This is a genomic window from Suttonella sp. (assembly GCF_056855035.1).
In genome coordinates this window covers 1-25,785 of sequence record NZ_JBXGGR010000019.1, presented here as the reverse complement: position 1 = coordinate 25,785, position 25,785 = coordinate 1, and the positions used below count along the sequence as shown (strand labels likewise).

Annotated in this window: 21 protein-coding genes and 2 pseudogenes; 13 read left to right on the top strand and 10 right to left on the bottom strand. The window is 47.2% G+C overall.

Annotation, left to right across the window (positions count from 1 at the left end; all coding sequences use genetic code 11):
• Positions 1-3: 3 nt before the first annotated feature.
• The 4 genes from ACJHVI_RS01945 to ACJHVI_RS01930 all read right to left on the bottom strand — a co-directional run bounded on the left by ACJHVI_RS01945 (position 4) and on the right by ACJHVI_RS01930 (position 4,335).
• A complete protein-coding gene (locus ACJHVI_RS01945) occupies positions 4-942 on the bottom strand; it encodes an IS256 family transposase, variant Zn-binding type (RefSeq protein ID WP_483182895.1) in 939 nt (312 codons plus the stop codon).
• Positions 943-1,186: 244 nt separating this feature from the next.
• Complete coding sequence (recN, locus tag ACJHVI_RS01940) at positions 1,187-2,851, bottom strand: DNA repair protein RecN (RefSeq protein WP_483182893.1); 1,665 nt, start codon at positions 2,849-2,851, stop codon at positions 1,187-1,189.
• Positions 2,852-2,889: 38 nt separating this feature from the next.
• Positions 2,890-3,786 carry an NAD(+)/NADH kinase gene (locus ACJHVI_RS01935; RefSeq protein ID WP_483182892.1) on the bottom strand — a complete coding sequence of 299 codons (897 nt, stop codon included), beginning with the start codon at positions 3,784-3,786 and terminating at the stop codon, positions 2,890-2,892.
• A gap of 177 nt (positions 3,787-3,963) precedes the next feature.
• A complete protein-coding gene (locus ACJHVI_RS01930) occupies positions 3,964-4,335 on the bottom strand; it encodes a fluoride efflux transporter FluC (protein WP_483182891.1) in 372 nt (123 codons plus the stop codon).
• A 32-nt stretch (positions 4,336-4,367) separates the two neighbouring features.
• Here ACJHVI_RS01930 and ACJHVI_RS01925 point away from each other — a divergent pair.
• From ACJHVI_RS01925 to ACJHVI_RS01875, 11 genes and pseudogenes are all read left to right on the top strand, one after another.
• Positions 4,368-4,475 (top strand): annotated as a pseudogene (locus tag ACJHVI_RS01925) (IS30 family transposase); the annotation flags it as partial.
• Positions 4,476-4,643: 168 nt separating this feature from the next.
• Positions 4,644-5,516 carry a DMT family transporter gene (locus ACJHVI_RS01920; RefSeq protein ID WP_483182890.1) on the top strand — a complete coding sequence of 291 codons (873 nt, stop codon included), beginning with the start codon at positions 4,644-4,646 and terminating at the stop codon, positions 5,514-5,516.
• Position 5,517: 1 nt separating this feature from the next.
• Positions 5,518-6,597 carry a tRNA nucleotidyltransferase/poly(A) polymerase-related protein gene (locus ACJHVI_RS01915; RefSeq protein ID WP_483182889.1) on the top strand — a complete coding sequence of 360 codons (1,080 nt, stop codon included), beginning with the start codon at positions 5,518-5,520 and terminating at the stop codon, positions 6,595-6,597.
• A gap of 103 nt (positions 6,598-6,700) precedes the next feature.
• Positions 6,701-7,605 (top strand): annotated as a pseudogene (locus ACJHVI_RS01910) (ATP-binding protein); the annotation flags it as partial.
• Between the two features lie 87 nt (positions 7,606-7,692).
• Positions 7,693-7,884: a hypothetical protein gene (locus tag ACJHVI_RS01905; protein ID WP_483182888.1), complete on the top strand. Its 192-nt coding sequence runs from the start codon at positions 7,693-7,695 to the stop codon at positions 7,882-7,884.
• Between the two features lie 291 nt (positions 7,885-8,175).
• Entirely contained in the window at positions 8,176-12,009 is a 3,834-nt protein-coding gene (locus ACJHVI_RS01900; RefSeq protein WP_483182887.1) for a PilC/PilY family type IV pilus protein, read from the top strand.
• A 57-nt stretch (positions 12,010-12,066) separates the two neighbouring features.
• Positions 12,067-12,624 carry a type IV pilus modification protein PilV gene (pilV, locus tag ACJHVI_RS01895; RefSeq protein WP_483182886.1) on the top strand — a complete coding sequence of 186 codons (558 nt, stop codon included), beginning with the start codon at positions 12,067-12,069 and terminating at the stop codon, positions 12,622-12,624.
• Positions 12,625-12,633: 9 nt separating this feature from the next.
• Positions 12,634-13,614 (top strand): prepilin-type N-terminal cleavage/methylation domain-containing protein, encoded by a 981-nt coding sequence (locus ACJHVI_RS01890; RefSeq protein ID WP_483182885.1) that lies wholly within the window; start codon positions 12,634-12,636, stop codon positions 13,612-13,614.
• Between the two features lie 11 nt (positions 13,615-13,625).
• Entirely contained in the window at positions 13,626-14,282 is a 657-nt protein-coding gene (locus tag ACJHVI_RS01885; RefSeq protein ID WP_483182884.1) for a pilus assembly PilX family protein, read from the top strand.
• A gap of 5 nt (positions 14,283-14,287) precedes the next feature.
• Positions 14,288-14,827 (top strand): GspH/FimT family pseudopilin, encoded by a 540-nt coding sequence (locus ACJHVI_RS01880; RefSeq protein ID WP_483182883.1) that lies wholly within the window; start codon positions 14,288-14,290, stop codon positions 14,825-14,827.
• A 2-nt stretch (positions 14,828-14,829) separates the two neighbouring features.
• Positions 14,830-15,300, top strand: coding sequence for a type IV pilin protein (locus ACJHVI_RS01875; RefSeq protein WP_483182882.1), 471 nt, complete (start codon positions 14,830-14,832; stop codon positions 15,298-15,300).
• A gap of 226 nt (positions 15,301-15,526) precedes the next feature.
• Here ACJHVI_RS01875 and ACJHVI_RS01870 read toward each other — a convergent pair whose 3' ends face one another.
• Together ACJHVI_RS01870 and ACJHVI_RS01865 are read right to left on the bottom strand one after the other, a co-directional pair.
• Positions 15,527-16,369, bottom strand: coding sequence for an HlyC/CorC family transporter (locus tag ACJHVI_RS01870; protein WP_483182881.1), 843 nt, complete (start codon positions 16,367-16,369; stop codon positions 15,527-15,529).
• Between the two features lie 26 nt (positions 16,370-16,395).
• Positions 16,396-16,902 (bottom strand): PAS domain-containing protein, encoded by a 507-nt coding sequence (locus ACJHVI_RS01865; protein ID WP_483182880.1) that lies wholly within the window; start codon positions 16,900-16,902, stop codon positions 16,396-16,398.
• Between the two features lie 228 nt (positions 16,903-17,130).
• On the opposite strand from ACJHVI_RS01865, the gene clpB reads away from it, so the two are divergent.
• Entirely contained in the window at positions 17,131-19,701 is a 2,571-nt protein-coding gene (gene clpB / locus ACJHVI_RS01860) for an ATP-dependent chaperone ClpB (RefSeq protein ID WP_483182879.1), read from the top strand.
• A gap of 554 nt (positions 19,702-20,255) precedes the next feature.
• On the opposite strand, the gene ACJHVI_RS01855 is transcribed toward clpB, so the two are convergent.
• Together ACJHVI_RS01855 and ung are read right to left on the bottom strand one after the other, a co-directional pair.
• The gene (locus ACJHVI_RS01855; protein ID WP_483182878.1) at positions 20,256-21,431 is read right to left on the bottom strand and encodes a PstS family phosphate ABC transporter substrate-binding protein; all 1,176 of its coding nucleotides are present in this window, start codon (positions 21,429-21,431) and stop codon (positions 20,256-20,258) included.
• Positions 21,432-21,456: 25 nt separating this feature from the next.
• Positions 21,457-22,152, bottom strand: a complete 696-nt coding sequence (gene ung, locus ACJHVI_RS01850; RefSeq protein WP_483182877.1) for a uracil-DNA glycosylase — start codon at positions 22,150-22,152, stop codon at positions 21,457-21,459.
• 112 nt (positions 22,153-22,264) lie between these two features.
• Between ung and ACJHVI_RS01845 the strand changes: the two genes are divergently transcribed.
• Positions 22,265-22,930: a YiaD family glycine zipper/OmpA-like lipoprotein gene (locus ACJHVI_RS01845; RefSeq protein WP_483182876.1), complete on the top strand. Its 666-nt coding sequence runs from the start codon at positions 22,265-22,267 to the stop codon at positions 22,928-22,930.
• A gap of 111 nt (positions 22,931-23,041) precedes the next feature.
• On the opposite strand, the gene ACJHVI_RS01840 is transcribed toward ACJHVI_RS01845, so the two are convergent.
• On the bottom strand, positions 23,042-24,847 hold the full coding sequence (locus tag ACJHVI_RS01840) for a CocE/NonD family hydrolase (protein WP_483182894.1): 1,806 nt from the start codon (positions 24,845-24,847) through the stop codon (positions 23,042-23,044).
• Between the two features lie 241 nt (positions 24,848-25,088).
• Positions 25,089-25,676: an MFS transporter gene (locus ACJHVI_RS01835; protein ID WP_483182875.1), complete on the bottom strand. Its 588-nt coding sequence runs from the start codon at positions 25,674-25,676 to the stop codon at positions 25,089-25,091.
• Between the last annotated feature and the right edge of the window lie 109 nt (positions 25,677-25,785).

Sequence of the window (25,785 nt, the reverse complement as noted above, 5' to 3'; positions counted from 1 at the left end):
AAGTTAATTGGATAAATAATCCATAATAAACTGTATCTTATGCTCACGATTTAAGCCACGATGACATCGCAAAACATCCTTTAAACGCGCAATATGACTTTCTGCCAAATTGCTTATTTTTGGGATTGCCAACTCGGGATATTGCTCAAACGTAAACAGCAAAGGCAAGTTGCGTTTCAGGCTAAAATATGCACTGCGTAATCGCTTATGGGTGTAGTGTGATTTGCCCGTTTCAGCGTTATGGCTTCGCTCGTTAAGATAGGATTTATGCTGCTCAAACCACCTGTTTAAGGCTGCCTGAAACGTGGCAAAATCGCATTTTGTTAGCGTTAAAGCCAGCTCCCGAAGTTCGCAGGCTGCCTGCGATTTGGGTTTGCGGGTCAGGTAGCGTATAACTGTTTGGATTTGATGAAACTGGCACAATTGTACAGGATAATCTGCAAAAATTTGGGGCAAACCTTTGTAGCCATCACAGATAATACTCTGTATTGAAATGCCTTTATCAATGAGTTTTTGAACTTCTTGATGATACAACTGAACCGTTTCATGTTTCACAATACTGGCGGATAAAACTTGCTTGCTCATGCTGTCCAACAGCAACATCACACCAAACTCGCGCCCAAAATAGGTCGTATCTATAACGACATTCATGCTTTCATGAATAGCAAAATGATTTTGCTTTTTGACTTGATTTAAGCGGCGCAAAATGGTTTTGGTGCTGCAACCATATTGTTGTGCGAGCTGGGCTACGGTGCGTTTTTCATCGCGATACTGTCGCCACAATTCATCATTATTTAAGCGCGTTCCGCCATCAAATCGTTTGTTGCATTGTGTGCAAAAATAGCGTTGTTTGCCATTTCGTGAGCCGTATTTTTGAACGGATTTTGAGCGGCAAAAAGGGCATTTTTTGTATTCAAAGCCTTTGACCTTTCTAAAAGCCAGTCATCATAAGGCTTTTAGAGATTTTTACCACCCAAAATGTCCATTAACCCATATTTAAGTAATGTCGGATACAAGTATCCGACCTACCCGATTGAAAAATGATTAATTTTGCCATGAATCGACTATAATAAAGTGAGCGATGCTCAGGTATTGCAGAGGTTGCGGCAAGGCATTGCAAACTGTAATTCTCTGTTAATTCTCTGATTTTACAATTTTATTAAGCATCACTGCTTTGCAGTGGTGCTTATTTTTTGTTTTCTAACATATTCTCCGCGTGTTTGCGTGAGGTTTGGCTGTCGGCGGAGCCGAGCATGCGAGCGAGTTCGATAATGCGGGCGGCTTTGTCCAGCGCGATGACACGCGTTTGGGTGCTGTGTTCGTCGCTGGTTTTTTCGATGCGGAAGTGATGGGCGGCGTAGGCGGCGACTTGCGGCAGATGTGTGATGCACAATACTTGCCGCGTTTGGCTGAGTTTTGCTAATAGTCGTCCGACGGTGTCGGCGACTTCGCCGCCGATACCGGCATCGATTTCGTCGAAGATGAGGGTATGAGGGACGGCGTTGTCGTCTAGGCAGGCGACTTCTATGGCAAGGCTGATGCGCGAGAGTTCGCCGCCGCTGGCGACTTTTGCCAGCGATTGCAGTTGTTGTCCGGGGTTGGCGCAGAGTAGGAAATGAATGTCGTCAATGCCGTATGCGCTCGGTTTTTCGCTTGGGCTGATGTGGACGGAGAATTGGGCTTTTTCCATGCCGAGTTGGCGTATCCATTCTAGGGTTTGCGCCGCCATGTCTTGCGCGGCTTTGTGTCTGGCTTGGCTGAGTTTTTCTGCTGCTTGGCGGTAGGCTTTTTCCGCGGCTTGCAGGGCGGCGTTGCTGTTTTCGCCGCCTTCGCATTCGGCGCTGAGACGTTGGTGTTCTTCGGTGAGTTGCTGCCAGCGACTGCCGAGTTGTTCGGGTTCGATGCGGTGTTTGCGTGCGAGGCTGTGCAGGGCGCTCATGCGTTCGTCTAATTGGGCGAGTTGTTCGGGGTCGTGTTCGATTTTGCCGAGTTGGCGCGCCAGTGCGTCGGCGGCTTCATCGGCGTATATGGCGGCTTGGTTGAGGAGTTCCGCGCTTTCTTGGAAGTTGCCGTGCAGGGCGGCGAGTTGTTCGGCTTGTTGGGCGAGTTGGCGCAGCAGGGCGGCGGCGCTGTGTTCGTTTTCATAGAGGGCGTCGCTGAGTTGTCCGCCTTTGCTGAGGATTTCGTCTGCCGAGGCGAGGAGGGCATGCTGTTCCGCCAGTTCGCTGAATTCATTGTCTTGTGGCGCGGCTTGTTCAAATTCTTGTAGTTGATAAGCGCAGAGTTCTAGGCGTTCGTTCAGGCTGTTGCGGGCTTGCTGCCATGCCTGCCAAGCGGCTTCTTGCTGTTTCCATTCTTGGTAGCGTTGTTGTACGGTTTCGACCAACGGGTCGAGTTTGCCGAAGCGGTCGAGGCGGCGGCGTTGTTCGGCTTGGTGGAGTAGGGCTTGGTTGGCGTGTTGTCCGTGGATGTTGACGAGTTGTTCGCTAAGTTGTTTGAGCAGGGCAGCGGTAACGGGCTGGGCGTTGATGAAGCTTTTGCTGGCTTTTTCGCGAATGGTACGGCGGATGAGGGCGGCATGCGGTTCGTCTGCGTCCGCCAGTTCGTTGTCGGCAAGGTGTGCGGCAAGGTTGGCGGGGATTTGGCTGAAGGCGGCGTGGATGTCGGCTTTGTCGGCGCCGTGGCGGATCATGCCGGCATCGGCTCTGTGTCCGAGTAGGAGGGAGATGGCGTCTATGAGAATGGATTTGCCGGCGCCGGTTTCGCCGGAAAGGACGTTAAAGCCGCTTTTGAAATGGATTTCGCTGTGTTCGATGATGGCAAATTGGCGGATGGAGAGGGTATCTAGCATAGGTTTTTGCGGTAGGCAATGAATGGGGGCGGATTATATCATCTGTGATTGTGGTTGTTTTCGGGGTTCATGCCCCAGTTGAATTTTTGCCGCAGGCGGTGTTGGAATTGGTAGTCGGCGGGGTGGAGGACGTGGATATGACCGCCGTGGCGCGTGATGATGCGGTCTTGCGCGGTCAGTAGAAATTCTTCTTGTCCGTCAATGGTGAGTTGGATGTTGTGCGAGTCTTTGCCGGGCAGGATTTCGATTTCGCGGTCGCCGCTGAGTACGACCGGACGATGGGTCAGGGTGTGCGGGCAAATGGGGGCGACAATCATGGCATTGAGGCTGGGTTCGAGAATCGGACCGCCGGCGGAGAGGGCGTAGGCGGTGGAGCCGGTGGGGGTGGAGAGGATTAAGCCGTCGGCGTAGTAGTGGCAGAGGAATTGTCCGCTGGCATAGGCGTTGAGCTCGACCATGCGCGCCATGGTGCGTTTGTGGATGACGACTTCGTTTACGGCGACAAATTGGGCGCGGATAGTTTCGCCTGAGCGGATTTCGACCGATAGCAATTGCCGGCTTTCGCGGCAGTAATGTCCGTCTAGCACGGCGCTTAATTGGCTTTCCAATTCGGCGGCGGATAGGTCGGCGAGAAAACCCAGTCGTCCCGCATTGATGCCGATGAGCGGTATGCGTTTGCTTTGCAGGGCGCGTGCGGCATAGAGGAAGGTGCCGTCGCCGCCGACCACTATCGCCAAATCCAGCGCGTCTTGCCATTGTTTCATCGGGCGGCTGTGGGGGTGGTTTTTGAGGGTGTCGGGCATGGTGTTGCTGTCGAGCGTGTAGGCGATGCCGCGCATTTCCAATAGGGTAATCACACGGTTGATATTGGCTTCGCTGTGGTCGGCGCCGTATTTGCCGATAATGCCGATGGCGCTGAATTGGGTGGCGTTCATCAAAATTTCCTTACTGGTTGAAACCCCTCCCTTTAGGGAGGATAATCTTGTGGGAGAGGTGTAACCTCTTCCAATTCAGGGCAACACGTAGAGCGACGCTTTATGTGTCGCTCTGTGTGTTGAAACATAAAATGGTCGTTAAAAAATAAGGCGTAATTATATAGACAAACGGCGGTCTTATGTCAGCAATCCTTTGCCGATGAGTATGCCAAGCCAGCAGGCGGCGATACCGCCGAAGAGATGTGCAGCGAGATGCAGCAGGGCGTAGCTTTGGCTGTTGTGCGCGAGTTTGAGGAAATCGAGGATAAAGCTGGAATAGGTGGTAAAACCGCCAAGAAATCCGCTGATGAGGAATAAGCGCCAAGCGGGATTATCTAGGCGCAGCAGGCGTTCGGCGATAATGCCGATAAGCAGGCAGCCCAAGAGGTTGACGGCTAAAATCGCCGAATGGCTGTGCAGATGGAAGATTTTGCCGAATTGCGCGCTGAAGCCGACTCTGGCGCATGCGCCTAAGCCGCCGCCGATAAAGATAAGAATAAAATGTTGCATAAGAGGGATTTTTTGTTAATTTAGCCGCCCACTATAGTCGGAGAAGTGAAAAAGTAGTACAAGGCGGCGAGCCGCAGACAGTACAAGAGCGTACGGCAAGGCGAGCCAACGCTGTAATACTTTTTCAATTCTTTGACTATATAACGAAAAATCCGCGCTGCGGCGCATGTTTCAACACACAGAGCGACACATAAAGCGTCGCTCTACGTGTTGCCCTGAATTGGAAGAGGTTACACCTCTCCCACAAGATTATCCTCCCTAAAGGGAGGGGTTTCAACCAGTAAGAAAATTTTGATGAAGGAATTGCGATGTTTTATCTTGTGATTGCCTTGCTGATTTGGGCAAGTTCTTTTACGGCGGGCAAATATGCTTATCAGATGTTTGATCCCGCTTTGGTGGTGGAATTGCGCCTGCTGATTGCCGGTGCAATTGTTTTGCCATTTTTTCTAAAATATTACAATACGATAGATCCGAAGATTCGGCGCAAATTATGGGGATTATCTTTTTTGATCTTTCCTGTCGGGATTATGCTGCAATTTATCGGCTTGGCTTATACTTCCGCCAGCAGCGCGGTAACAATTATCGGCACAGAACCGATTTTGGTTTTATTGCTGGGCTTTGCCTTTTTCGCCAAACCGGTGGCGTGGTATGACGGGTTATTGAGTTTGCTTGCTTTTTTAGGCATCGGCTTATTGGTCTTAGGCTCGAAAACCGATGGGGCGGTCAATCTTTTCGGCTTGAGTTTGGTCTTTTTGGCGGGAGTGGGCTTTGCACTCAGTATCCATTTGGGACAATACCTTATGCGCCACATTACGCCGAAACTTTATACCGCCGCGATTTTAATTCAAGGCGCGATTTTGTGCCTGCCTCTCTGTTTGCTCTTTACCCGCTCTTGGCAGGTACATTTCTCGTGGACAGGTTTATTCGCCGTGATTTATTTAGGCGTATGTTGCAGCTGGCTGGCATATAAATGTTGGAATATCGGTCTGCAAAAAACGCCGGCGCATATTTCGGGTATGCTCATCGCCTTAGAACCGGTTTTCGGTGTGCTGATTGCCATGCTCTTATTAGGCGAGCGCATGACTTTGCTGACTGCCTTAGGCAGTGTATTAGTCATTGCTTCGGCGGCGGCTTCGACCTTAATTCCGATTCTGCGGCAAAAACCGCAAGCAGGAGAATAGAATGGAAATTTTCTTAGTCGGCGGTGCAGTGCGTGATGCCTTATTGGGCTTGCCGGTGCATGACCGCGATTATGTCGTGGTAGGCGCAAGTGTTGAAGCCATGCTGGCGGCAGGTTTTCGGCAAGTCGGGCGGGAATTTCCCGTGTTTTTACACCCCGACAGCGGTGAAGAATACGCATTGGCGCGCACCGAACGCAAAGCAGGGCGCGGACATCGCGGCTTTGCCTTTGCATTTAGTCCGAACGTCTCTTTGCAGGAAGATTTGCGCCGCCGCGATTTAACCGTTAATGCAATGGCGCAAGACAGCGCCGGCAACATCATCGACCCCTACGGCGGACAAGCCGACCTTGCCGCGCGACGCTTGCGCCATGTATCGGAAGCCTTTATCGAAGACCCGCTGCGCGTGCTGCGTCTACTGCGCTTTAAAGCGCAATTCGCCGAATTAGGTTTTGAAATTGCTGAAGAAACATGGAATCTATGCTGCCAAATGGCGCAGGCAGGCGAATTGGCGGAGCTGACCGCCGAACGCGTTTGGCAGGAAACCAAAAAAGCCCTGCAATCCGCCGCCCCACAGCGCTATTTTCAAGGTTTGGCGGATATGAACGCCATGAACGTACTGGCCGGCACGGCGATTGCTCATGATTGGAACAATGCAGCCGCCGCCTTAGCCGTCGCTGCTGCGCGGACATCGAATCCGGCAGCGCGTTTTGCCCTGTGGACGCAAGGCAATGCCGAGCTGATTGCCGCCTTGAAACAGCAATTACCGCTGCCGAAAATCTATAGCCAATGGCTGGAACGCCTGCAAAACATCGGTCATGATTTTGCCGCTTGGGAACAACTCGGGGGCGAAAAACGCCAGCAACTCTTAAAAGCCTGCGCCGCCTTGCGTGATAACGGTTTTCTGCGCGAATACCTGCAAGCGACAGGTATTGCCCAAACATTGCAAATCCGTATTATCGCGGCGCAAAGTGCGATGGTGCAAGGCGTCGATGCCAAACATCTTGCCGCGCAGGGCTTGGCAGGCGCGGCACTAGGCAAAGCCCTGCAAGCCGCGCAAATAGCAATCTTGGCGAAATATTGAAGTGCTGCGGTAAACAGGGTTTTATACATTTTTAGACATCATTTGTATAATTAGTCATACCATGTATAATTTTGACTAAAACCGCTAATGCATGGGCAATCTTATGAAAGACGCTTTATTTTTTCACCGCACAGACTATGCGCAAAAACTGCTGAACAGCCTTAAAGACGGCATCACCCATGCCGTAACATTATTTGCGCCGCGGCGCATGGGGAAAACGCAATTTTTATTGCGAGACATTGCGCCGCTGGCAGAGCAGCAAGGCTCTAATGTGTTTTATTTTTCCTTTATGGATAGCCATCATCCCATTAGCGATTTTCAGAGCGCTTTATATCAATTTGCCCAAAACATCCAAACAGGCAACAAAGCCAAAACCTTTTTAAGCGGCATCAGCAAAATTGATATTCTGGGCATTGGTCTTGAGCGTGAAATATAGTCGGAGAAGTGAAAAAGTAGTACAAGGCAGCGAGCCGCAGACAGTACAAGAGCGTACGGCAAGGCAAGCTAACCCCGTAATACTTTTTCAATTCTTCGACTATAGCATCAAATGAAGCGCCGCGTCTATCTGATATCATTGCTGTGATTGCAAGCGACAATCGACCAAGCCTGCTCTTGCTTGACGAAGTGCAAGAGTTAGCAAGACTGTCTGATGCAAAAGGACTTATTCGCAGTCTGCGCACGGGCTTGGATGTGCATCAGTATCAAATAAAAACCATCTTCACCGGCAGCAGCACCAAGGGCTTGCGCGCCATGTTTAATGATAACAAAGCACCGTTTTTTCATTTTGCCCATGCCTTAGATTTTCCCTTATTGGGACAGGAATTTACGGATTTTCTTGCAGAAATTTATTATGAAAGAACCGGTAACCCTATAAATACTGCCGCTTTATTCGAACTATTCCAAGGTCTGCATCATACGCCTATGTATTTAAGGGCAATTATCCAAGATATGATTATTAACCCCTCAGTAAGCCTTAGGGAATCGGCAGAAAAAAGAATGGCGCAACTGGGCGAACAAGACAGAGAAGCAGGGCAATGGCAGCAGATGAAAGCATTATAAAAAGCCATTATCCGTGATATAGCCAACGGCATTGAAGTGAATCTGTACAGTCAGGAAAATCGCCAAAAATACGCCGCTTTATTAGGCGTGGAGCATGTCGGTAACAGCAGCGTGCAAGGCGCAATCCGCCGCATGGAGCGGCACGACTGGATTAGCCGCGATGCCGGCGGTAAATGGATCGTAAACAATCCCTTATTGGCAACATGGATTAGAGAGAATAGTGCTTAGTGTGCCGATTGTGATAAAGATAATTTTGTAGCCCTCGTGCAAACAATAAACACAAAAAGTGTCAGCTAGAGTAGCTTGTCTGAATGTACGACAAAATATTGACATTTGATGATGGCTAATAGACTAATTGGACAGAGAAAACACGAAAAAAAATCTTTTGGAATGTTTTTTGCTAGACTATGTCAGTTGGCTAAGCTGCGGAAGTTTGCAGCATCCCCCAACTTTTAGCTCAGCGATTAATCGCTGAATCTTTCGAGTCAGGAGTTCGTCTCAAACTTAAGGAGTCACTATATGCAGCACACAAGCTTTGCACCGCTCAAACTCAGCGCAGCGGTTATGTTGGCGTGTTTGAGCTTTGCTGCTCAAGCGCAAACCGCTAATAAAGTCGAGAAGACCGATAAAGAGGTTCCCGTATCGCCCTTTGCTTTCTTAAGCTTGAATTTACAATCAAGCGAAAGTTCAAGCGGTAATTTTGGTATTCCACCGCGTTTAATGATTTTATTTGACGATTCGGGATCAATGGGTAACGTTATCCAAGGTCTGCATAAACAGTCTTTAGCTGCTAGATACACTTATAGTCGTGTTTATGATAAATATAATCGTATTTATAAGCATATACTTACTGTAGATCCTAGAGGAGCTAGTCATGTGAATCTTCAACAGAGTTGTATTACTAATAAGGATTATCCTAATGTGGATTATGCCGTATATACTAATGGAGGAAAAATAGCACTAGATAATAATCGTCGCGGTATAGTTCCTTCCGCTTGTTTTGCATGTAAAGATAATACCAAACCTGTTATTAATCTTGCAGCATGGAATCATGAATTGATAGATCCATCAACGGGAATAATTTTGCCAGAAAATAGCATTCAATGCGGAGGTGAAACTTATTATTCAGGTACTCGGTTGTTTGATCCTAATTCAAAAGCACTTCCGGTGTCGATGCCTACAAACGTAATTGTCAGTTCCTATTCACAAAGCGATCTTCCTGAAGAAAATACCAGAATGGGTGTTGCCCGTAAAGCATTAACTAATATCGTTGATAACTATAAAGATGAATTTTCTTGGGGTTTAATGACTTTATGGGGCTCTGAAAGAAAGTTGATACAAGGTTTGCCTAATAATTTAATACCTTATTGGTCTAGAGATGCAAATTCTGATACAAGAGTAAGTGAATTTACTAAAGCCGGTACTTCAAACGATTATATTGCATTTAAAGATAGAATTAAAAGATTGCGTCCTGTTGGAAATACTCCGACAACGACTCGTTATTTGCAAGCGGTAGATTATTTAATCAGTACAAAAGAATATATTTGTCAAAATGATTATGTCATTATTTTCTCGGATGGTGATTCTTTTGGAGAGAGGCATACTGATAAAGGGTTTCAAGCCTATCAACATCACAATTTTTATGGCAATTTGCCCTATAACTATCAGATCAACGGATCTGGTTCACAAAATGGTATCGCATTTTTTAGCCGCATTTTAGATGGTCGCTCAAGTGGGAAACTTGGCCAATCAGGCGATACCAAATCTTCGCGCTTTTCTTATTATTCATCATCAAATTCTTATATGAATGGACTTTTTGCTGGCAATGATAAGGATAATACCCAATGGGACGGCTTTGAACATAACGGAAAAATGTATTTTGACAAGCAGCCGATTAAAACTTTTTCGATTGCTTTCGGCGGCGGCACTTCTGCACAAGGTAATGCTTATTTAAGAGATGCTTCTAGTAATAATAAGGTATATAACGCGGCTAATGAAAGAGAGTTAAGCTCTGCTTTTGAAGAAATTCTGGGAGAGATTAATAAAGATAATGATGAACATAAGCCAAAATTTGAGACGGGATTTAGTGCATCTTCAGCAGCATTTGCTGGCGCTGGAGATCAAAAATTAGACCGTTTAGCAGCACAATTGACACTCAATCCTCAAACTTGGTCTAGTGAGTTTAAGTTTCTCAAGCTAGATAAGCAAGGTAAGCAAACGACAGAAAGCGCACCAGCAGACTATAGCACCAACCGCAAGGTGATTATTAGTTATGTGGATAGCAGTGGACAGCAGCGGACAGAAGATATGAACACAAACAGCGATTATTTATATTACTTATTTGGTTTTGATGCTTCTCAACGCAATGAATTTCGTTATGCATTTTTGCCTTGGTATTTACGCAGTGGCTCAACCGATGCCGACATTGAAAAAAATGCAAAATATTACCGTGATCGCGGAATACAAACTAAGGTGAAACAGTATCGCCAGCGTACGGCGAATGCCTATGATCCTGGACGTATGATGGCAGATGTGATGGGCGCACCTGTAGTGGCCTTGGGCTACTCAAAAGGACGACCAAAATATATGCTGACAGCGGCAAATGATGGCATGATGTATTTGTTTGAAAAAACAGATAATAATAACAGACCATATGCATTGCGGTTAAATTATCTGCCTGCCTCTATGCAAAGAGAAAGCACGGATTTCTCGGATACGGTTGCTAAGGCTAGTGTGGCACTTGCTGAAACTGGTTACGGCTCGACTTTAACCAGTGATAATATTTCTCAAGATTCAAAACCGCATTTGTTCTTAAACAGTGGTGGCATTCAATGGCGGCAGACCAGTGCGGATAAAAACGGCAATACCGCCACTTATATCGCTGGCGCCATGGGGCAAGGCGGTCGCGGTGCTTATGTGTTAGCGATTAGTGGTAAGGATCGTGGTGATGCTCAGGCGGTAGGTTTGGATAATCATGAGTCTAATTGGGCTAGAACAGTGCCTATGTGGGAAACTCAAAAAGGTGAGGAAAATAAATTAGGCTATACGGTCAGTACGCCGCAATTCGCTCAAGTTGCGACAAGATTAAATGGTGATGTTAAAGACAAAACCCAGGGTGTGCGTCAGCTGCTATTTTTAGCTAATGGCTATGATGCGCCTGCACAAGTTCTAACCGCACCCACGCTATATATCTATGATGCCTTAGGGCAAGATATGGCTAAGCAGGCGCCGACAGTCAAAATAGGCAATGCTGCTGGAAGCTTAGTGAAAGCCATCCCTGTTCAGGGCGGATTGAAAGGTCTTTCTACACCAACCTTAGTGGATATCGATGCCGATAACTTGGCAGATGTCGCTTATGCAGGAGATCAGGGCGGTAATCTGTATCGCTTTGACTTGCGTGGCGACGTAAATTCTTGGACGGCTCATAAAATTTATAATGGCAAGTCAAGCCAGCCTATTACCGCCGCTCCGGCCGTATATAAGGAAAGCAGTGATAGCTATATAGTGATCGTCGGTACCGGTTCGGATATTTATCAAAGCGATTTGGAAAATAAAGATCAGCAGGTGGTTTTGGGTATTCGCGATAATCTAACGGTTAAAGCTCCTAAAGCAACCGAGCAAAGCGAATTGGTAGAACAAAAGATTTTGGGTACTACGGGCACAAGCGGAACAGGGGGTGATAAAAAAACCTTACGCTATCTCACGCGCAAAATAGTTGCGGATGGTAGCCCCGGTTGGATGTTAACCTTAGGTTCTGATGGCGAACGAGTAGTTACGCAAGCAAGCGTGATTAACCGTACGGCGGTATTTACTTCGCGCGTTTATACAACGAAGAAATCTTCTTCTGGCCCAAATACCTCTTCTCAAAGTAATAATGCGTATAGTTGTAAGATTAATAAAACCAGTACAAAATCCGAGTCAACCGGTTGGTTATTTGCTGTTGATGTAAAAACAGGTAGTAATCCGCTAGAAAGCAGCGCTTATTTCAAAGAGTTGGGTGAGCAAAGTAAAACCTTTTTAAACGCTGACGAAAAAGAAGCAATTGATGGCGATGAAGCTTTAAAAGTTGCCGCTTTGCAAATTGATGGTTTATCTTCAGGCGCAACGCTTAACTCTTTCGAAGCATTAGCCCGAACTGTCAAAGCTGTAAACGCTAACGGTGCTTTCGGCTCAGGACAGGATTTGGCTATCGATGCTTCGCAAGGCAGAAACGATTGCGTAGAGTATGGGGATTACACAGTGGGAGTGGTTAGCTCAACGACAGGTTATGAGTCTACAGGTCTTGAAGTATTTAAATGCCCTACAGAAGGCGGACGTTTGATTCGAATCAATAGCCGACCAATTATTGAATAATGCTTCTTAAGCAAAAATACTTTGGCGGCAGTTTCTGCCGCCCAACTGAGGAAAACTATGAAAAAGAAAAATTTATTTTATTTTGCCGGTAAGCGGCAAAATGGTATGAGTTTATTAGAAGTTATTGTTTCTTTTCTTGTTGTGGGTTTAGGTTTGGGCTTGCTAGTGTCTATGCTAGGCGCAAGTAATCGCTATGGTGCTACCGCGGAATATCGCGCCAATGCTATGCGTGAAATTCAAACTATCGTAGACGCCATGAGAGCCAACCGCATGGGCTTAGCGGGCTATCAATTTGGTAGTGGGCAATGGGTGGCTAATAACTACTCATTATCCGTAGCCAAAAAAAATCCTGAAGTTAAATGCGCATCTGCTGAATGTACGCTTGAAGAAAAGCTGAAGCAAAGAGCAGAGTCGCAGGCCTTGACGCGAGCACAACGTGAAATGGCAACTTGGCTGAGAAATGTGAATACTTCTGTGCCGGCAGGTCAAGGTTCGATTCTTAGGCAGCCTGATGGTAGTTATATTGTCAGAGTGAGATGGCAAATCGGCGAAGAAAATCAGCGGCAAGATGATGAAACAAAAAATGAACTTGTTGAGTTAAGATTAGTGATTTAGGAGCGTAAAATGAAATTAAAACAAAAGAAACAGACCGGTGTCTCCTTGTTGGAACTAATGGTAGCGCTCACTATCGGCCTGATTTTGCTATTGGCTTTAAGCTCGGTTTATCTTACGGCAAATCGTTCAAATAAAACACGCAGTATGAATGAAATGCTTGATGAAACGGCAAGACAAGTTTTTGAGCGATTAACGGCAGATATTAATATGGCAGGTTATGTGGATGTGTTTGATAATCAAACAACCGCACAAAAATTAGTGGCGCCAAGTGATGAAAAAGTGCAAATAATGTACGGTCGCTTATCTGGAAAAGGCACTGTGAAAACGCCTTTCCAATCAATTTTTCGCGAGAGTGGTTTAGAAGGTACTGATAGAACTCTTACCCTACGTTATCAAGCCGCAGCAAGTGCTGTTCAAGGAAAGAAAAGCAGTTTACGTACTTATACAGATGCAACAAACGTAGATGCTGCTGTTCATGCAGGTACTGCTTTAAATTGCATTGGTAATAAGGTTCAAGCTGATGTTTTGAAAAATACGCCGATAGTCGTCAATACATACTCTTTTGCTGAAGCTGCCGACAATAATGGCACTTTTTCTTGCTTAGGAGAGCCGCTTGTAAGCGGAATCAGCGATTTGCAATTCAGATATTTAGTGACTGAAGGCGTTAGTGATACATCTGCTACTATGAGAGATAGTTATGCCGGCATGTATGTGACAAATACATTAAAAGCTAATGAAGTAGTGAGTTTCGAACGTCCTTTGGGTTGGGCGGGAGTTACGGCAGTAGAGGTATGTTTGGTCGTTGGTGCAGAGCCTTTAAGCGGTAATGTTCAAGGAAATTGGATGGAGTTGCAGCCGACAATACCAACTTGTGAATTTGATGCAAATGGTAATTTTGGTAATAAAGCAAGAATGGCAAATGATCGGAAGCTTTATCGTGCTTACGTTAAAATTATCAATATTCCTAATGCCTTATATTTTACAAATTAAAGGAGTAAAATATGAATTTAAAAACAAAAAAACAGGAACAGGGCATCGTATTATTAAGTTGCTTAATCTTTTTGTTATTGCTGCTAAGCCTGCTGCGTTTTACTTTAACCAGCGCCTCAATGGAGGAAATGAAAGCGGGGGCAGATTATGATCAGATGCGTGCATCAGAAGCCGCGGCAATTGCTATGCGTGATGCGGAATATGATATTAAACGCATGTCTAATCCAAGTAGTGGTAAAAGTGTTTCTTTGGAAGATGCCAATGAAACGGATGCAGGAAAGCAAATGGCATTAGCTATTGCTTATTGGTCTGACCCGAGCAAATTTGCTAATCGATCAGGTGTGTATGATGGCGATGCCGAGCAGGTTTGCGGTGATAAGCCTTCTTATACTTGCTTATTGGATTGGGGAGATACAGACGGTAAACCTGATTGTTCAAAATTAGTATGTTTTGGTAATCAGAGTAATTCAACAACCTTATCAAATGAACAGGGCGCTTATATTATCGAACGTTTTAAAGGTGATGGTGCCACTTTGGGTTTAAGTGACGCTCATGATAAGGATGCTATTGTGTTACGTGTGACGGCGGTTGGTTATAGCATGGCTGATGGGAATGCTGCGCGCAGCAAAGCCGTATTGCAAAATACTTATTTGCTGACAGGGGAGTAAATGTCATGAATAAAAAATCACAGGGATTTACGCTTTTAGAGTTAATTGTCACTATCGCTATTATCGGTATTTTAGCCGCAATAGCAGCACCAAGTTTTAGTCGCATGATGGCTAGAAATCAATTGCAAACGGCTGTCGGAGAATGGCGCACGGCGTTTTATTTAGCACAAAAAGAGGCAATCCGGCGTAAAACGCGAGTACAAATTTGCCCGAGTACTGATGGTGAAACATGTGTTTCTGATTCGAAAAATTATAAAGTCGGTTGGATTGTTTGGGATATAGATGCTAACGCTAATAATTTGATTCGGGATTTTCCGCCGACCTTAAAAGGAAATGATGAGAAAATTACGTTGAATTTTAATGCCGGAAGTGGCGTTAGCCTTATATTTTTAAATAATGGTCGGCTTGCTGGTGCTGGTAATTTTGTTGGTGCAAATTTTACAGCTGAGAATAAGAGATTTGATAATCTGCAAATTAAATTATGTATTAGCAGTGCGGGTCGCATTCGAAATGTTGAACAAAATTCTGATTGTAAACAGAGATAAATATGAATACACAGTTGAAAGATAGAAAAAATCGTGGTTTTACTTTAATCGAAATAATGATTGTTGTTGCCATCATTGGAATATTGGCTGCGATAGCGATACCAAGTTATCAACGCTATATTTTGCGTTCCCATCGTGTTGAAGCGCGTAATATGTTGCAAGATATTGCGCAAAAATTAGAGCAAAATTTCAGTGTGACACGAACTTATAATAAAACCTCTAATGGGGGAGCTATAGGTAATGATCAATTGTCTACTTGGGGTTTGCATCGTTCTCCAATGAACGGCACACAGCGTTATGCAATCACTTTTGAAGCAATTGATGCGACAAGTTTTAAAGTCCAAGCTCGGGCTGTGGGACCGCAGACTAATGATACAGAATGTAGCGTGTTTGCTTTAAGCAATACGGGCGCTAAAACAGCGAACGGTAAAAGTGCACGAGAGCCAGAGTCGATAAACTGTTGGAGTGGTTAATTAGCCTTAATCTTATAAATTTAGAAATATCGGATATATATTATCCGATATTTTTTTATGTTTGACATTTTGTATAGTTAATTCATGACAAAATTAATCATTTTTTAATCGGATAGGTCGGATACTTGTATCCGACATTATTTGAAATGCAGGTTTGTCGGATTCAAGAATCCGACTTACAAGGCTTGGTCTATAAAATTGCTTTATTCAATACTAAAGCGGTTATTTATTTTTTAAATAATTTTAATAGTAAGATGCGGCGTTGATTGGCTTTGGCGATGCTGATTTGCCATTGTTCGTCCAGTTCGAGGGTTTCGCCGTTATTGGGTAGTCTGCCGAATTGTTGGGCGATGTAGCCGCCGATGGTGTCGGCGGTGTCGTCAGGGAGTTTGGTATGGAAGCATTGGTTAAATTGTTCGATTTCCATAAGGGCTTTGACGTGATAGCTGCCGTCTGCCAGTTGGCGGTATTGGGCATCGGCGATTTCATCGTGTTCGTCGTCTATTTCGCCGACGATTTCTTCGATGACGTCTTCTATGGTGATGAGTCCTGAGGGGTTGCCGTATTCGTCGATGACGACTGCCATGTGATTGCGGTTGGTTTTGAATTCACGCAGCATGGCGTCTAGGGCTTTGCTTTCCGGCACGAGGGTGGCGGGGCGCAGTACGGAAAGGTAGTTTTGCTCTTGTTCGGGCTTTAAGAGCATAGGGAGAAGGTCTTTGCTGATGAGTATGCCTAATACTTGGTTGAATTCTTCGTTTACGACCGGGTAGCGGGAATGCCCTGATTCGATGATGACGGCGAAGACTTTTTCTAATGACCAGTTTTCTTGAATGAGCACCATTTGCCCTCTGGGAATCATGATGTCGCGCACTTGGGTGCTGCTTAGGTCTAAGAGGGCTTCCATCATGGTGGCTGTGTCGTCGCTGAATTGCGGATAGGCGCTGCGGTATTCTTGCAGCAGGGCTAGGAAGTGTTGGCGAGGGTTGCTCGGCTGGCTATGGTCGCTTAGTAGGGCTGAGAGTTTTTTTAGCCAGCCGTTTTTCGATTCGCTTTGTTCGTCGCTCATGTTTTGCAGTGGTTGTTGAGATGGGCTTATTGTACCTGTTCTTTTCCGGATTTGCGCATTTCTGCGTATAAGGCTTCTGCCATTTGGATGGTTTCTCTGTCCATTTTGCGTCTGGTGGAGGTGTAGCTTTTGGGTTTGCCGTTTTCCATGACGGGTTGTATGGTGGCGTGTACCCAGTAATAGCCGCCGTCTTTGCGCAGGTTTTTTAGGTGTCCTTCCCAAATTTTGCCTTGGCTGATGGTTTCCCATAGGTTTTTAAATACGCTGCGCGGCATGTCGGGGTGGCGGATGATGTTTTGGCTGCTGCCAATGAGTTCTTCTTTACTGTAACCGCTGGTAACAATAAATGCTTGGTTGACGTGGGTGATGAAGCCGTCTGCATTGGTGCGCGAGATGATGCTGATGTTGTCGCGCAGGATGTAGTGCTTAGGGCAGACGATGAGGTTGCGCGGTTCGGTGTTGTAGTAAGCAAAAGGGATGATTTTATGGTTTTCCTCTCTTGAAGGAAGGGGCATGGGAGGAAGATGTTGCATTATTTTTGCCTGAAGCGCTAAGGGGAACCAAGATGGTAATAAATAATCAAAATTAATGCCATGGCTTAATTTTTACCTTGTTTAGTGAGTGCTTGCTTGAAAGGAGGTTGTTTGAAGCGCTATTGCCGAACTGAATAAAAATTCATGTATGTTGTGGTCTTTGCGCTTGAAATCGCTGTCGACGCCCTAAGATAGGGTGTAGTATTTTTTAACTTTAAGGATTTAACAATGAACCAAAAATTTACGGCGAGATTTCAAGAAGCCCTAGGCGCCGCGCAATCTTTGGCGGTGGGCAGAGATCATAATTATATTGAGCCGGTGCATGTGTTATTAGCATTGCTCAATCAAGAAGGCGGCTCCAGCGCCAATATTCTGCGTCAGGCGGGCGTGAACGTGGCAGCTTTGCGCAGTGATTTAGAGCGGATTTTGGCGGATTTGCCGCGCATCAGCCAAGCCAACGGACAAGTGAACGTATCGCCCGAAACCGCGCGTCTGCTGAATTTATGCGATAAACAGGCGCAGCAAAACGGCGATGAATATTTGTCTTCCGAGTTGTTTTTGCTTGCCGCTTTGGAAGAAAAAGCGGCGGTGGGCAAGGCATTGAAAGCGCAGGGCGCGAATAAGGCGGCATTGGAAAAGGTCATTCGCGAGTTGCGCGGCAATGCGCCGGTAACTGATGAAAACGCCGAAGATAAACGCGAGGCGCTGAAAAAATATACGCTGGACGTTACGCAACGCGCTTTGGACGGCAAGATTGACCCTGTGATTGGGCGCGATGAAGAAATCCGCCGCACAATGCAGATTTTGCAACGCCGCAGCAAAAATAATCCTGTATTAATCGGCGAGCCGGGCGTGGGAAAAACCGCGATTGTCGAGGGTTTGGCGCAGCGGATTGTCAATAATGAAGTGCCGGAGAGTTTGAAAGGCAAACGTCTGTTGTCGTTGGATTTGGCAGCTTTGCTGGCAGGCACGAAATATCGCGGCGAATTTGAAGAGCGTTTGAAAGCCGTCTTGACGGATATCGGCAAATCCGAGGGCAAAATCATTTTGTTTATTGATGAAATTCATACCATGGTCGGGGCGGGTAAAACCGAAGGCTCAATGGATGCCGGCAATATGCTTAAGCCTGCCTTAGCACGCGGCGAATTGCACTGCATCGGCGCAACCACGCTGGACGAATACCGCCAATATATGGAAAAAGATGCGGCATTGGAGCGGCGTTTTCAGAAAGTGCAGGTCGATGAACCGACAGTAGAAGATACGATTGCGATTTTGCGCGGTTTGCAGGAACGCTATGAAGTCCATCACGGCATTCAGATTACCGACCCTGCTTTGGTGGCGGCGGCTCAGTTGTCGCACCGCTATATCAGCGGACGCAAATTGCCCGATAAAGCCATTGATTTGATTGACGAAGCGGCGGCGCAAATCCGTATGGAATTAGACAGCAAGCCGGAAATCATGGATAAAATCGACCGCCGTCTGATTCAGCTGAAAATGGAGCGACTGGCTTTGGAAAAAGAAAGCGATGCGGCTTCTAAAAAACGTCTGCAAGATTTGGAAAACGAAATCAGTGCGCAGGAAAAAGAATATGCCGATTTGGAAGAAGTCTGGAAAGCGGAAAAATCGCAAATTCACGGCACGGCAGGCATTAAAGAGCAAATGGATAAATTGCGCGTCGAGCTGGAAGCGGCGAAACGAAAAGGCGATTTTGCGCGAATGAGCGAAATCCAATACGGACAACTGCCCGAATTGGAAAAACAATTGCACATTGCGGAAAATGCCGAACAAGAACAGCGTCATCAACTGGTACGCAGCAAAGTCGGCAGCGAAGAAATCGCGCATATCGTCTCGCGTTGGACGGGCATTCCCGTCAGCAAAATGATGGAAAGCGAGCGTGAAAAATTGCTGCATTTGGAAGCAGTACTCAATCAACGCGTGGTCGGGCAGAAAACGGCGGTGGAAGCGGTGGCAAATGCCATTCGCCGCAACCGCGCAGGACTTTCCGACCCTAACCGCCCGATTGGTTCTTTCCTCTTCCTTGGTCCAACAGGGGTGGGTAAAACCGAACTCAGCCGCACCTTGGCGCAATTTATGTTCGACAGCGAAGACAATATCGTGCGCATCGACATGAGTGAATTTATGGAAAAACACAGCGTGGCGCGGCTGATCGGTGCGCCTCCTGGCTATGTGGGCTATGACCAAGGCGGCTATCTGACCGAAGCCGTGCGCCGCAAACCTTACAGCGTGGTGCTGTTTGACGAAATCGAAAAAGCGCATGGCGACGTCTTTAACATCTTGCTGCAAGTGCTCGATGACGGACGCTTGACCGACGGACAGGGGCGCACAGTCGATTTCCGCAATACCGTCATCATCATGACCTCAAACCTCGGCTCGGATTTGATTCAAGCCATGGGTGATAAAAGCTATGAGGAAATGAAAAATGCGGTGATGGAAGTGGTGGCAATGCATTTCCGCCCCGAATTTATCAACCGCATTGACGAAACCGTCGTTTTCCACGGCTTGGGCAAAACGCATATGGGCGCGATTGCCAATATCCAATTGGCACGCCTACAAAAACGCTTGGCAGAACGCGATTTGCAATTGGACATCAGCGCCGATGCCTTGGCGTATTTGGTCGATGCCGGCTATGATCCGACCTTCGGCGCAAGACCGCTGAAACGCGCCATTCAAACCCTGATTGAAAATCCGCTGGCTTCCGCCATCTTAAGCGGCAAATACCCTTCAGGCACGCGCATCAAAGCGGACTATCAGCCCGAAAGCGGGATTGTGTTTCATTAAACCTTAGCGATAAAACGCTAGATTTTATGGTCAATTCATGGGAAATTAATCATTTTTCAAACGGGTAGGTCGGATACTTGTATCCGATCTAATTCTCTATAAATTAGTATCTTAGCTTATTTATATAGTCAAGGAATTCAAAAAAAGTTACAATTTAAACACATCTCGCCGTACTCTCTGCGCTACCTGTTAGCAGCATTACTGTACCACTTTTTCATTTCTTTGACTATATCCAACACAATTTGTCATGATAAGTGTGCTTTCAGACATAAACGCCTAAGCTAAGGTTAAAAATATAGTCAAAGATTTCAAAAAGAGTTACAGTTTTGATTCATTTTGCTGTACTCTCTATAACGCTCGCAGCTTGATATTTTGTGTCACTTTTTCAGTTCTTCGACTATATAATGTTCGTATTTGCCATGAATTTACTATACATATCAAGCCTAAGCGCCTGAGGGTGTTTAGGCTTTTTTATATAGTTCATTCATAATAAAGGCGAATGCTTGAAATGAGACTTGCTCTATTGTTTAAAGCGATAGGCAGGTGATGCCGGTTCAAGGCACCGGAACATAGCCTGTTTTTTCAATCAATTCTTTGCCTTGCGGCGATTGTATCCATTGAATCAATTGCTGCGTTTCCCGACTTTCATTGCCTAGGGTAACCGCATAGAAATCATAGGTAAAGGGATAACTTTTATTGCGGATGTTTTCATGGTTGGGGGCAATATTGTTGATGCTGAGGCGTTTGATTTGTTTTTCCTGCACCAGTTGCGAAGAATAGAGCAGGAAAGAAAAGCCTATCGCATTGGGGAAATTGCGGTAATCCGCAACTTGGCTGATGATGCCGCCCATGCCGGCGGGGACGTCTTCCCGCGGCGCTTTTATAAGCGCGATGTCGCCCATGATTCTTTGCAGGGCGGTTTGCGAGCCGGAGTTTTCCGGACGTTGGAAGGCGCGGATGGCTTCTTTATTGCCGCCGACTTCCTGCCAATTTTTGATGTTGCCGGCATAAATTTGTTGAATTTGCGCGATGCTCAGATTGTTCACGGGATTGCTTTGATGCACGAAGAAGACAAAGGCTTCTTGCCCGATGGGATATAGCTGAAATTGCAGTCCTTTGCTGTCGGCAAGGGCTTGATGGCTTTTAGATGGCGCAGGAACGAAGATGATATCGACTTCGCCGTCTAGCAGGCGTTGATAGGCGGTGCCGGTTTTGCTGGATTGGATTAGGCGGTTCAGCTCTCCGTATTCCTTTGCCAATTGCGGCGGATAGACGGTCTGCACAATGGCGGCATAGAGGGGATAGAGGGCGGTGGAGCCGTCAAGCACGGGCAGATTGTCTTTGAGTTGCAGATCGGCAGGGTGTTCAAGAATCGCCAGTTTGTCGGAATAGAAAGGTTGGTATTCGCGTAGTTCGAGTTCTTTTACAGCGGCGACGGCGTGATAGCGTGCATTACGCCATTCTTTTATGGCGACATAAGTTATGCTGAGACCAAGGATACAGGCACATAGCGTGGCAATCCCTTTGATGAGTCTGCGATCTTCGGCATTGAGGCTGAAGAGTATCCACAAACTGATATACAAGGCGATGAGGCTTATCGGCATTATGAAGCTAAATAAATTGTTATAGCCTATAAATATCAGCAAAATGAATAATAAAAAGCAGGCGATAACTAAGGCTATTAAGCCCAGCCCTAAAAGGATATGCCAAATTCTGTGATGGATTTTCATATGTTTTCCTGCGGATTTAATGCCCTTAAGTTGCGCTTATCTGCCAGTCAATCGGAGTTTTGCCTTGGGCTTGCAGATAGTCGTTAGCAAGGCGGAAGTGGTTGCAGCCGAAGAAGGCGCCGCGGGCAAGCGGCGAGGGGTGGGCGGCGGTGAGAATGCAATGTTTGTCGGCATCAATCAAGGCAGCTTTGCTTTTGGCGAAATTGCCCCAGAGCATGAAGACAAGTCCGCTATGTGCTTGGTTTAAGGTGCGGATGATGTCGTCGCTAAATTCCAGCCAGCCGATTTGACTGTGGCTGGCGGCTTGTCCCGCAAGGACGGTGAGTGAGGCATTGAGCAGCAGTACGCCTTGCTGCGCCCAGTATTGCAGGTCGCCATGCGCGGGAATGCGGTAGTCTGGGTATTCCATTTGCAGTTCTTTGTAGATGTTTTTGAGCGATGCTGGCACGGCGATACCTCGTGGCACGGAAAAGGACAGCCCCATTGCTTGTCCTGCGCCGTGGTAGGGGTCTTGCCCAAGAATGACGATTTTCACTTGCTCGAAGGGCGTTTGCTCAAAGGCATTGAAGATGAGGCGGTTGGGCGGATAGACGGTTTTGCCCTGCGTTTTGGCATCGAGCAGGGCTTGTTTGATGCGCTGAAAATAGGGGCGGCTGAAGCAGGGATAGAGGGCTTGTTTCCAAGAGGCTTCGATACGGACGTTTTCTGGATTGATGTGCATGTTTGTGTACGGATAAGTTGAGATGGTAGGTAATGCGCCAAGATTAACAAAAAACTATCTTTTTTTGCTAGCTTTTCGGTATGATGACGACACTTTTTAACAGGAGAATGTGATGAAAAAAGTATTTGTCCCTTTATTGATTGCCGCTTTAGTCAGCGGTTGCGTCAGCAATATGACGGATCATCAGCGTGCGGCGATCGGCGGCGCAATCGGCGCGCTTGCCGGCGGTGTGGCGGGTCATCAGATTAATCATGACAAGGGTCGTTATGTCGGCGCGGTGGTCGGTGCTTTGGCGGGTGCGGCGATTGGCAATTATATGGATCAGCAGCAGCGTCAGTTGCAGCAGCAAGTGCAAGGCACGGGCGTGAACGTAACGCGTGTGGATGAAGGTACTTTGCAGCTCAATATTCCCGGCGATGTGCTGTTTGCGACCAATCAGTATCAAATCCAGCCGAATTTCTATCAAACGCTGAACAGTGTGGCGCAAACCATGAATCAGTATCCGCAAACCGTGGTGCATGTGTACGGCTACACGGACGATGTGGGCGATGCCAATTACAATCAGGGTTTGTCTGAGCGTCGTGCCAATTCGGCGGCGCAATATTTGGCAAGCCAAGGCGTGAATCCGCAGCGTATTGTGGTGCGCGGCTACGGCGAAAGCTATCCGCGCGCGTCGAATGCGAATGAGGCTGGTCGTCAGCAAAACCGCCGCGTGGAGATTTTCATTAAGGCGATTTCCGAGCATAATCCGCAGGCGGCGTATCAAACGGTTTATTAAGCCGAGTGTGATGTGTTTAAGGCTTTGCAGTGATGCAAAGCCTTTTTTATTGTCTCGGTTTTTTGGCTTTCCCCAAAGCCTATCCGTGACAGGCTTTGGGGAGGTTGAGGTTTATGATTTTACGATCATCAGTTCCAAATAAGAGGCGTGTTCTCCGCCGCAGAATACTTCGTTTTTTGCGATGCGGGTAGAGGTTGCCATGCCTTCGGGTTCACCGGTTTGCGGATTGACGTCAAAATGCGGGAAGTTGCTGCTGGCGATATCCAGACGCAATTTATGCCCTTTTTTGAAGACGTTGCAGCTTTGGAAGGGTTCAATCGTAATTTCGGCGATTTCGTCGGGCTTGAGCATTTCGGCTTTTTCCCAGCTTTTGCGATAGCGGCAGCGGAAAATGCCGTCGGTAATGTTCATCGCAAAACCTTGCGGATAATCTTCGTTCGGCGGATAGACATCGATCAATTTGGCGGTAAAGTCCGTATCCGGCGCATCGCTGCGGATGAATAATTTGATTTTTACATCGCCTGCCAAGATGAGATCTTCTGCCAAAGGTTCGGTTTCAAATACCAAAATGTCCTCGCGGTCGCCGATTGGGGAGTTGTCGCCGCTGGTGCCGAAAAAGTCCGGACGCTGCACTTGATCGAATGCGCCGCCTACCATTACGGGTTTGCCTGAAGTGATGGCGCCGCCGATTGTCGGTACGGGGTTTTTCGGATCGCTGATGTAATCAAGCGTTTGCTCATTTTTTTCGGCTGTCTGCGCTAAGGTTTTTTTGCTGCTTAAATAGAAGCGCTGCATTTCGCTGTTCGGCAGAGGATAGGTGTCGGCGAATTTCCAAAAACCGCCGTGCTGCATTCTGCCTTCGGCGTCTTTGCGCCCTGAACCGCCGCCCATGACGAAGAAGCTGACAGGCGCGGTTTTGCTGGGGGCTTTCAAGCCGAATTGGGTGGCGAACCAATCAAGGCGGTATTCCAGCCAACCTGTGGCAAGGTTGCCGTCAAAAGGAGATTTGTCGCCGAAATCCACATCGCCGCTATGTTTGACGTTGCGGTCGCCATGCAGCCAAGAGCCCATAATCAAATGCGATTTGGCTTTGCGCGGGGATTTGGCGAAGGCCAGATAATTGGCTAAGGTGGTCGGCACATAGGCATCGTACCAGCTGGACATGAACAGCACGGGGATGTCGGGCAAGCTGTCGTAGAAGCCTTCGGCGTATAAGCCGACCTGCTTCCAATAATCGGAGAATTCGCCCATTGTCCACAGTTTGAATAAATAGTCTTCGTATTCGGGATGATGACGCACCGGAGATTCGCCGGGTTTCCACGGCATTTTCTTAAACCATTCGGTGATGTCTTCGGCTTCCAGCGCTTTTTTGATGTCGGGGTTTTGGATGGCGAGCGGAGAAGCCAGCGCATTGCGGTATGCCCAAGTCGCCTGTTTCAATTCAAAAGCGCCGCCTTGGCGGATGCCGCATTGATAGGCATTGTGGAAGCCGCCGGAGTCCAGCACCATCGTTACCAGCCCTTTGGGTTTCAAGCAGGCGGCTGCCATTTGGGTGTGCGCGGCATAGGACAGACCCATGCTGCCGATGCGTCCGTCGCACCAAGGTTGCTGGAGAATCCATTCGTAAGTATCGAAGCCGTCTTCGCCTTCGCGGGTGTATTTGATGAATTCGCCGCCCGAGTTATAGCGTCCGCGGCAATCCTGATAAATCACGGCAATGCCTAATTTGGTGAAATGACCGGCCAGTTCGGCGCGCTGGATTTTGCTGCCGTCCAAGCGGAGTTCCGAGCGGGAGAGTTTGGTTTTGCCATAAGGCGTGCGCTCGATAACGACGGGGAATTTGTCTCCGGCCAGGGGCAGATAGATATCGGTAGCGAGTTCTACGCCGTCGCGGGTTTTGACCATGACATCAGACATTAAGCGGTAGGGAAGGTCTTCTGCTTGCTCTTTTTTGCCTTCCGCATTCGCGTTTAGCGCGATAAGGGTACTGCCTGTTACGCCCATTTTTAAGAGATGTCTTCTTGTGAAAGTCATACATTTTTCCTTGTGTAAAAATGATAAAAATCATATCTGTAAACAGATATGTGCTAGTAATCCACACCCGACTAATAATAGGCAAAGCGCTGTGATTGGTCAAATTTATTCTTATGGCATTGTTTTATTGAGTAATGGCTTCGGGGTAACGGCGGAAATAGCGGTAAGTGGCGGCGGTGGCAAGTCCTATGGCGGTAAAAATCAGCCAAGGCAGGGCACGGATATCGTGCTGAATACCCAAATCATAGAGCCAGCCGCCCATGAAATTGCCTATGCCGCCGCCCAAGCCCAGTCCGAAGCTGGCAAAGCCGCTGTACAGCCCCAAGGCTTTGGGATTGGCGAGATGGGCGACCAAAATGTCGATCATCGGGCGGCTGACGAGATAGCCGAAGGTATAGACCGCAATCCACAGCAGAAAGAGGTAGAAATTCGCCGCGCTGCCGATTAGTCCTGTGCCGAGGGTCATGACAATCGTGCCGGCAATGAAGAGTTGATGGCTTTTGAAATGGCGTTGCAGACGGCGGACAAGGAAGTATTGCGCCAAGAAAATCAGCACCGCGCTGAAAGTGTAGAAAATACTCACGCCGGCTTTATTGCCCAGCAATTCCACGGCAATCAGGGCAAAGCTGATGTTGATTTGCAGCGCCACAAACCAGTAGCCGCAGAGCAGAAGAATGAAATGTATAACCAACAAACCTTGAAAAAATACCAATCATCCCCATATCTCCATCACCATTCACTAATCACTACTTCAAATGGCTTATTCACTAGAAATCAGACAAAAAGCCTTGGCTTATTATGACAAATGCAAGAACATTGAC

Coding starts and splice junctions, on each gene's coding strand:
- ACJHVI_RS01855 (WP_483182878.1), bottom strand. CDS start 21,431: ATGAAAATCCATCACAGAATTTGGCATATCCTTTTAGGGCTGGGCTTA.
- ACJHVI_RS01880 (WP_483182883.1), top strand. CDS start 14,288: ATGAATAAAAAATCACAGGGATTTACGCTTTTAGAGTTAATTGTCACT.
- ACJHVI_RS01920 (WP_483182890.1), top strand. CDS start 4,644: ATGTTTTATCTTGTGATTGCCTTGCTGATTTGGGCAAGTTCTTTTACG.
- ACJHVI_RS01875 (WP_483182882.1), top strand. CDS start 14,830: ATGAATACACAGTTGAAAGATAGAAAAAATCGTGGTTTTACTTTAATC.
- ung (WP_483182877.1), bottom strand. CDS start 22,152: ATGCACATCAATCCAGAAAACGTCCGTATCGAAGCCTCTTGGAAACAA.
- ACJHVI_RS01900 (WP_483182887.1), top strand. CDS start 8,176: ATGCAGCACACAAGCTTTGCACCGCTCAAACTCAGCGCAGCGGTTATG.
- ACJHVI_RS01890 (WP_483182885.1), top strand. CDS start 12,634: ATGAAATTAAAACAAAAGAAACAGACCGGTGTCTCCTTGTTGGAACTA.
- ACJHVI_RS01930 (WP_483182891.1), bottom strand. CDS start 4,335: ATGCAACATTTTATTCTTATCTTTATCGGCGGCGGCTTAGGCGCATGC.
- recN (WP_483182893.1), bottom strand. CDS start 2,851: ATGCTAGATACCCTCTCCATCCGCCAATTTGCCATCATCGAACACAGC.
- pilV (WP_483182886.1), top strand. CDS start 12,067: ATGAAAAAGAAAAATTTATTTTATTTTGCCGGTAAGCGGCAAAATGGT.
- ACJHVI_RS01865 (WP_483182880.1), bottom strand. CDS start 16,902: ATGCAACATCTTCCTCCCATGCCCCTTCCTTCAAGAGAGGAAAACCAT.
- ACJHVI_RS01935 (WP_483182892.1), bottom strand. CDS start 3,786: ATGAACGCCACCCAATTCAGCGCCATCGGCATTATCGGCAAATACGGC.
- ACJHVI_RS01845 (WP_483182876.1), top strand. CDS start 22,265: ATGAAAAAAGTATTTGTCCCTTTATTGATTGCCGCTTTAGTCAGCGGT.
- ACJHVI_RS01885 (WP_483182884.1), top strand. CDS start 13,626: ATGAATTTAAAAACAAAAAAACAGGAACAGGGCATCGTATTATTAAGT.
- ACJHVI_RS01840 (WP_483182894.1), bottom strand. CDS start 24,847: ATGTCTGATGTCATGGTCAAAACCCGCGACGGCGTAGAACTCGCTACC.
- ACJHVI_RS01870 (WP_483182881.1), bottom strand. CDS start 16,369: ATGAGCGACGAACAAAGCGAATCGAAAAACGGCTGGCTAAAAAAACTC.
- ACJHVI_RS01915 (WP_483182889.1), top strand. CDS start 5,518: ATGGAAATTTTCTTAGTCGGCGGTGCAGTGCGTGATGCCTTATTGGGC.
- clpB (WP_483182879.1), top strand. CDS start 17,131: ATGAACCAAAAATTTACGGCGAGATTTCAAGAAGCCCTAGGCGCCGCG.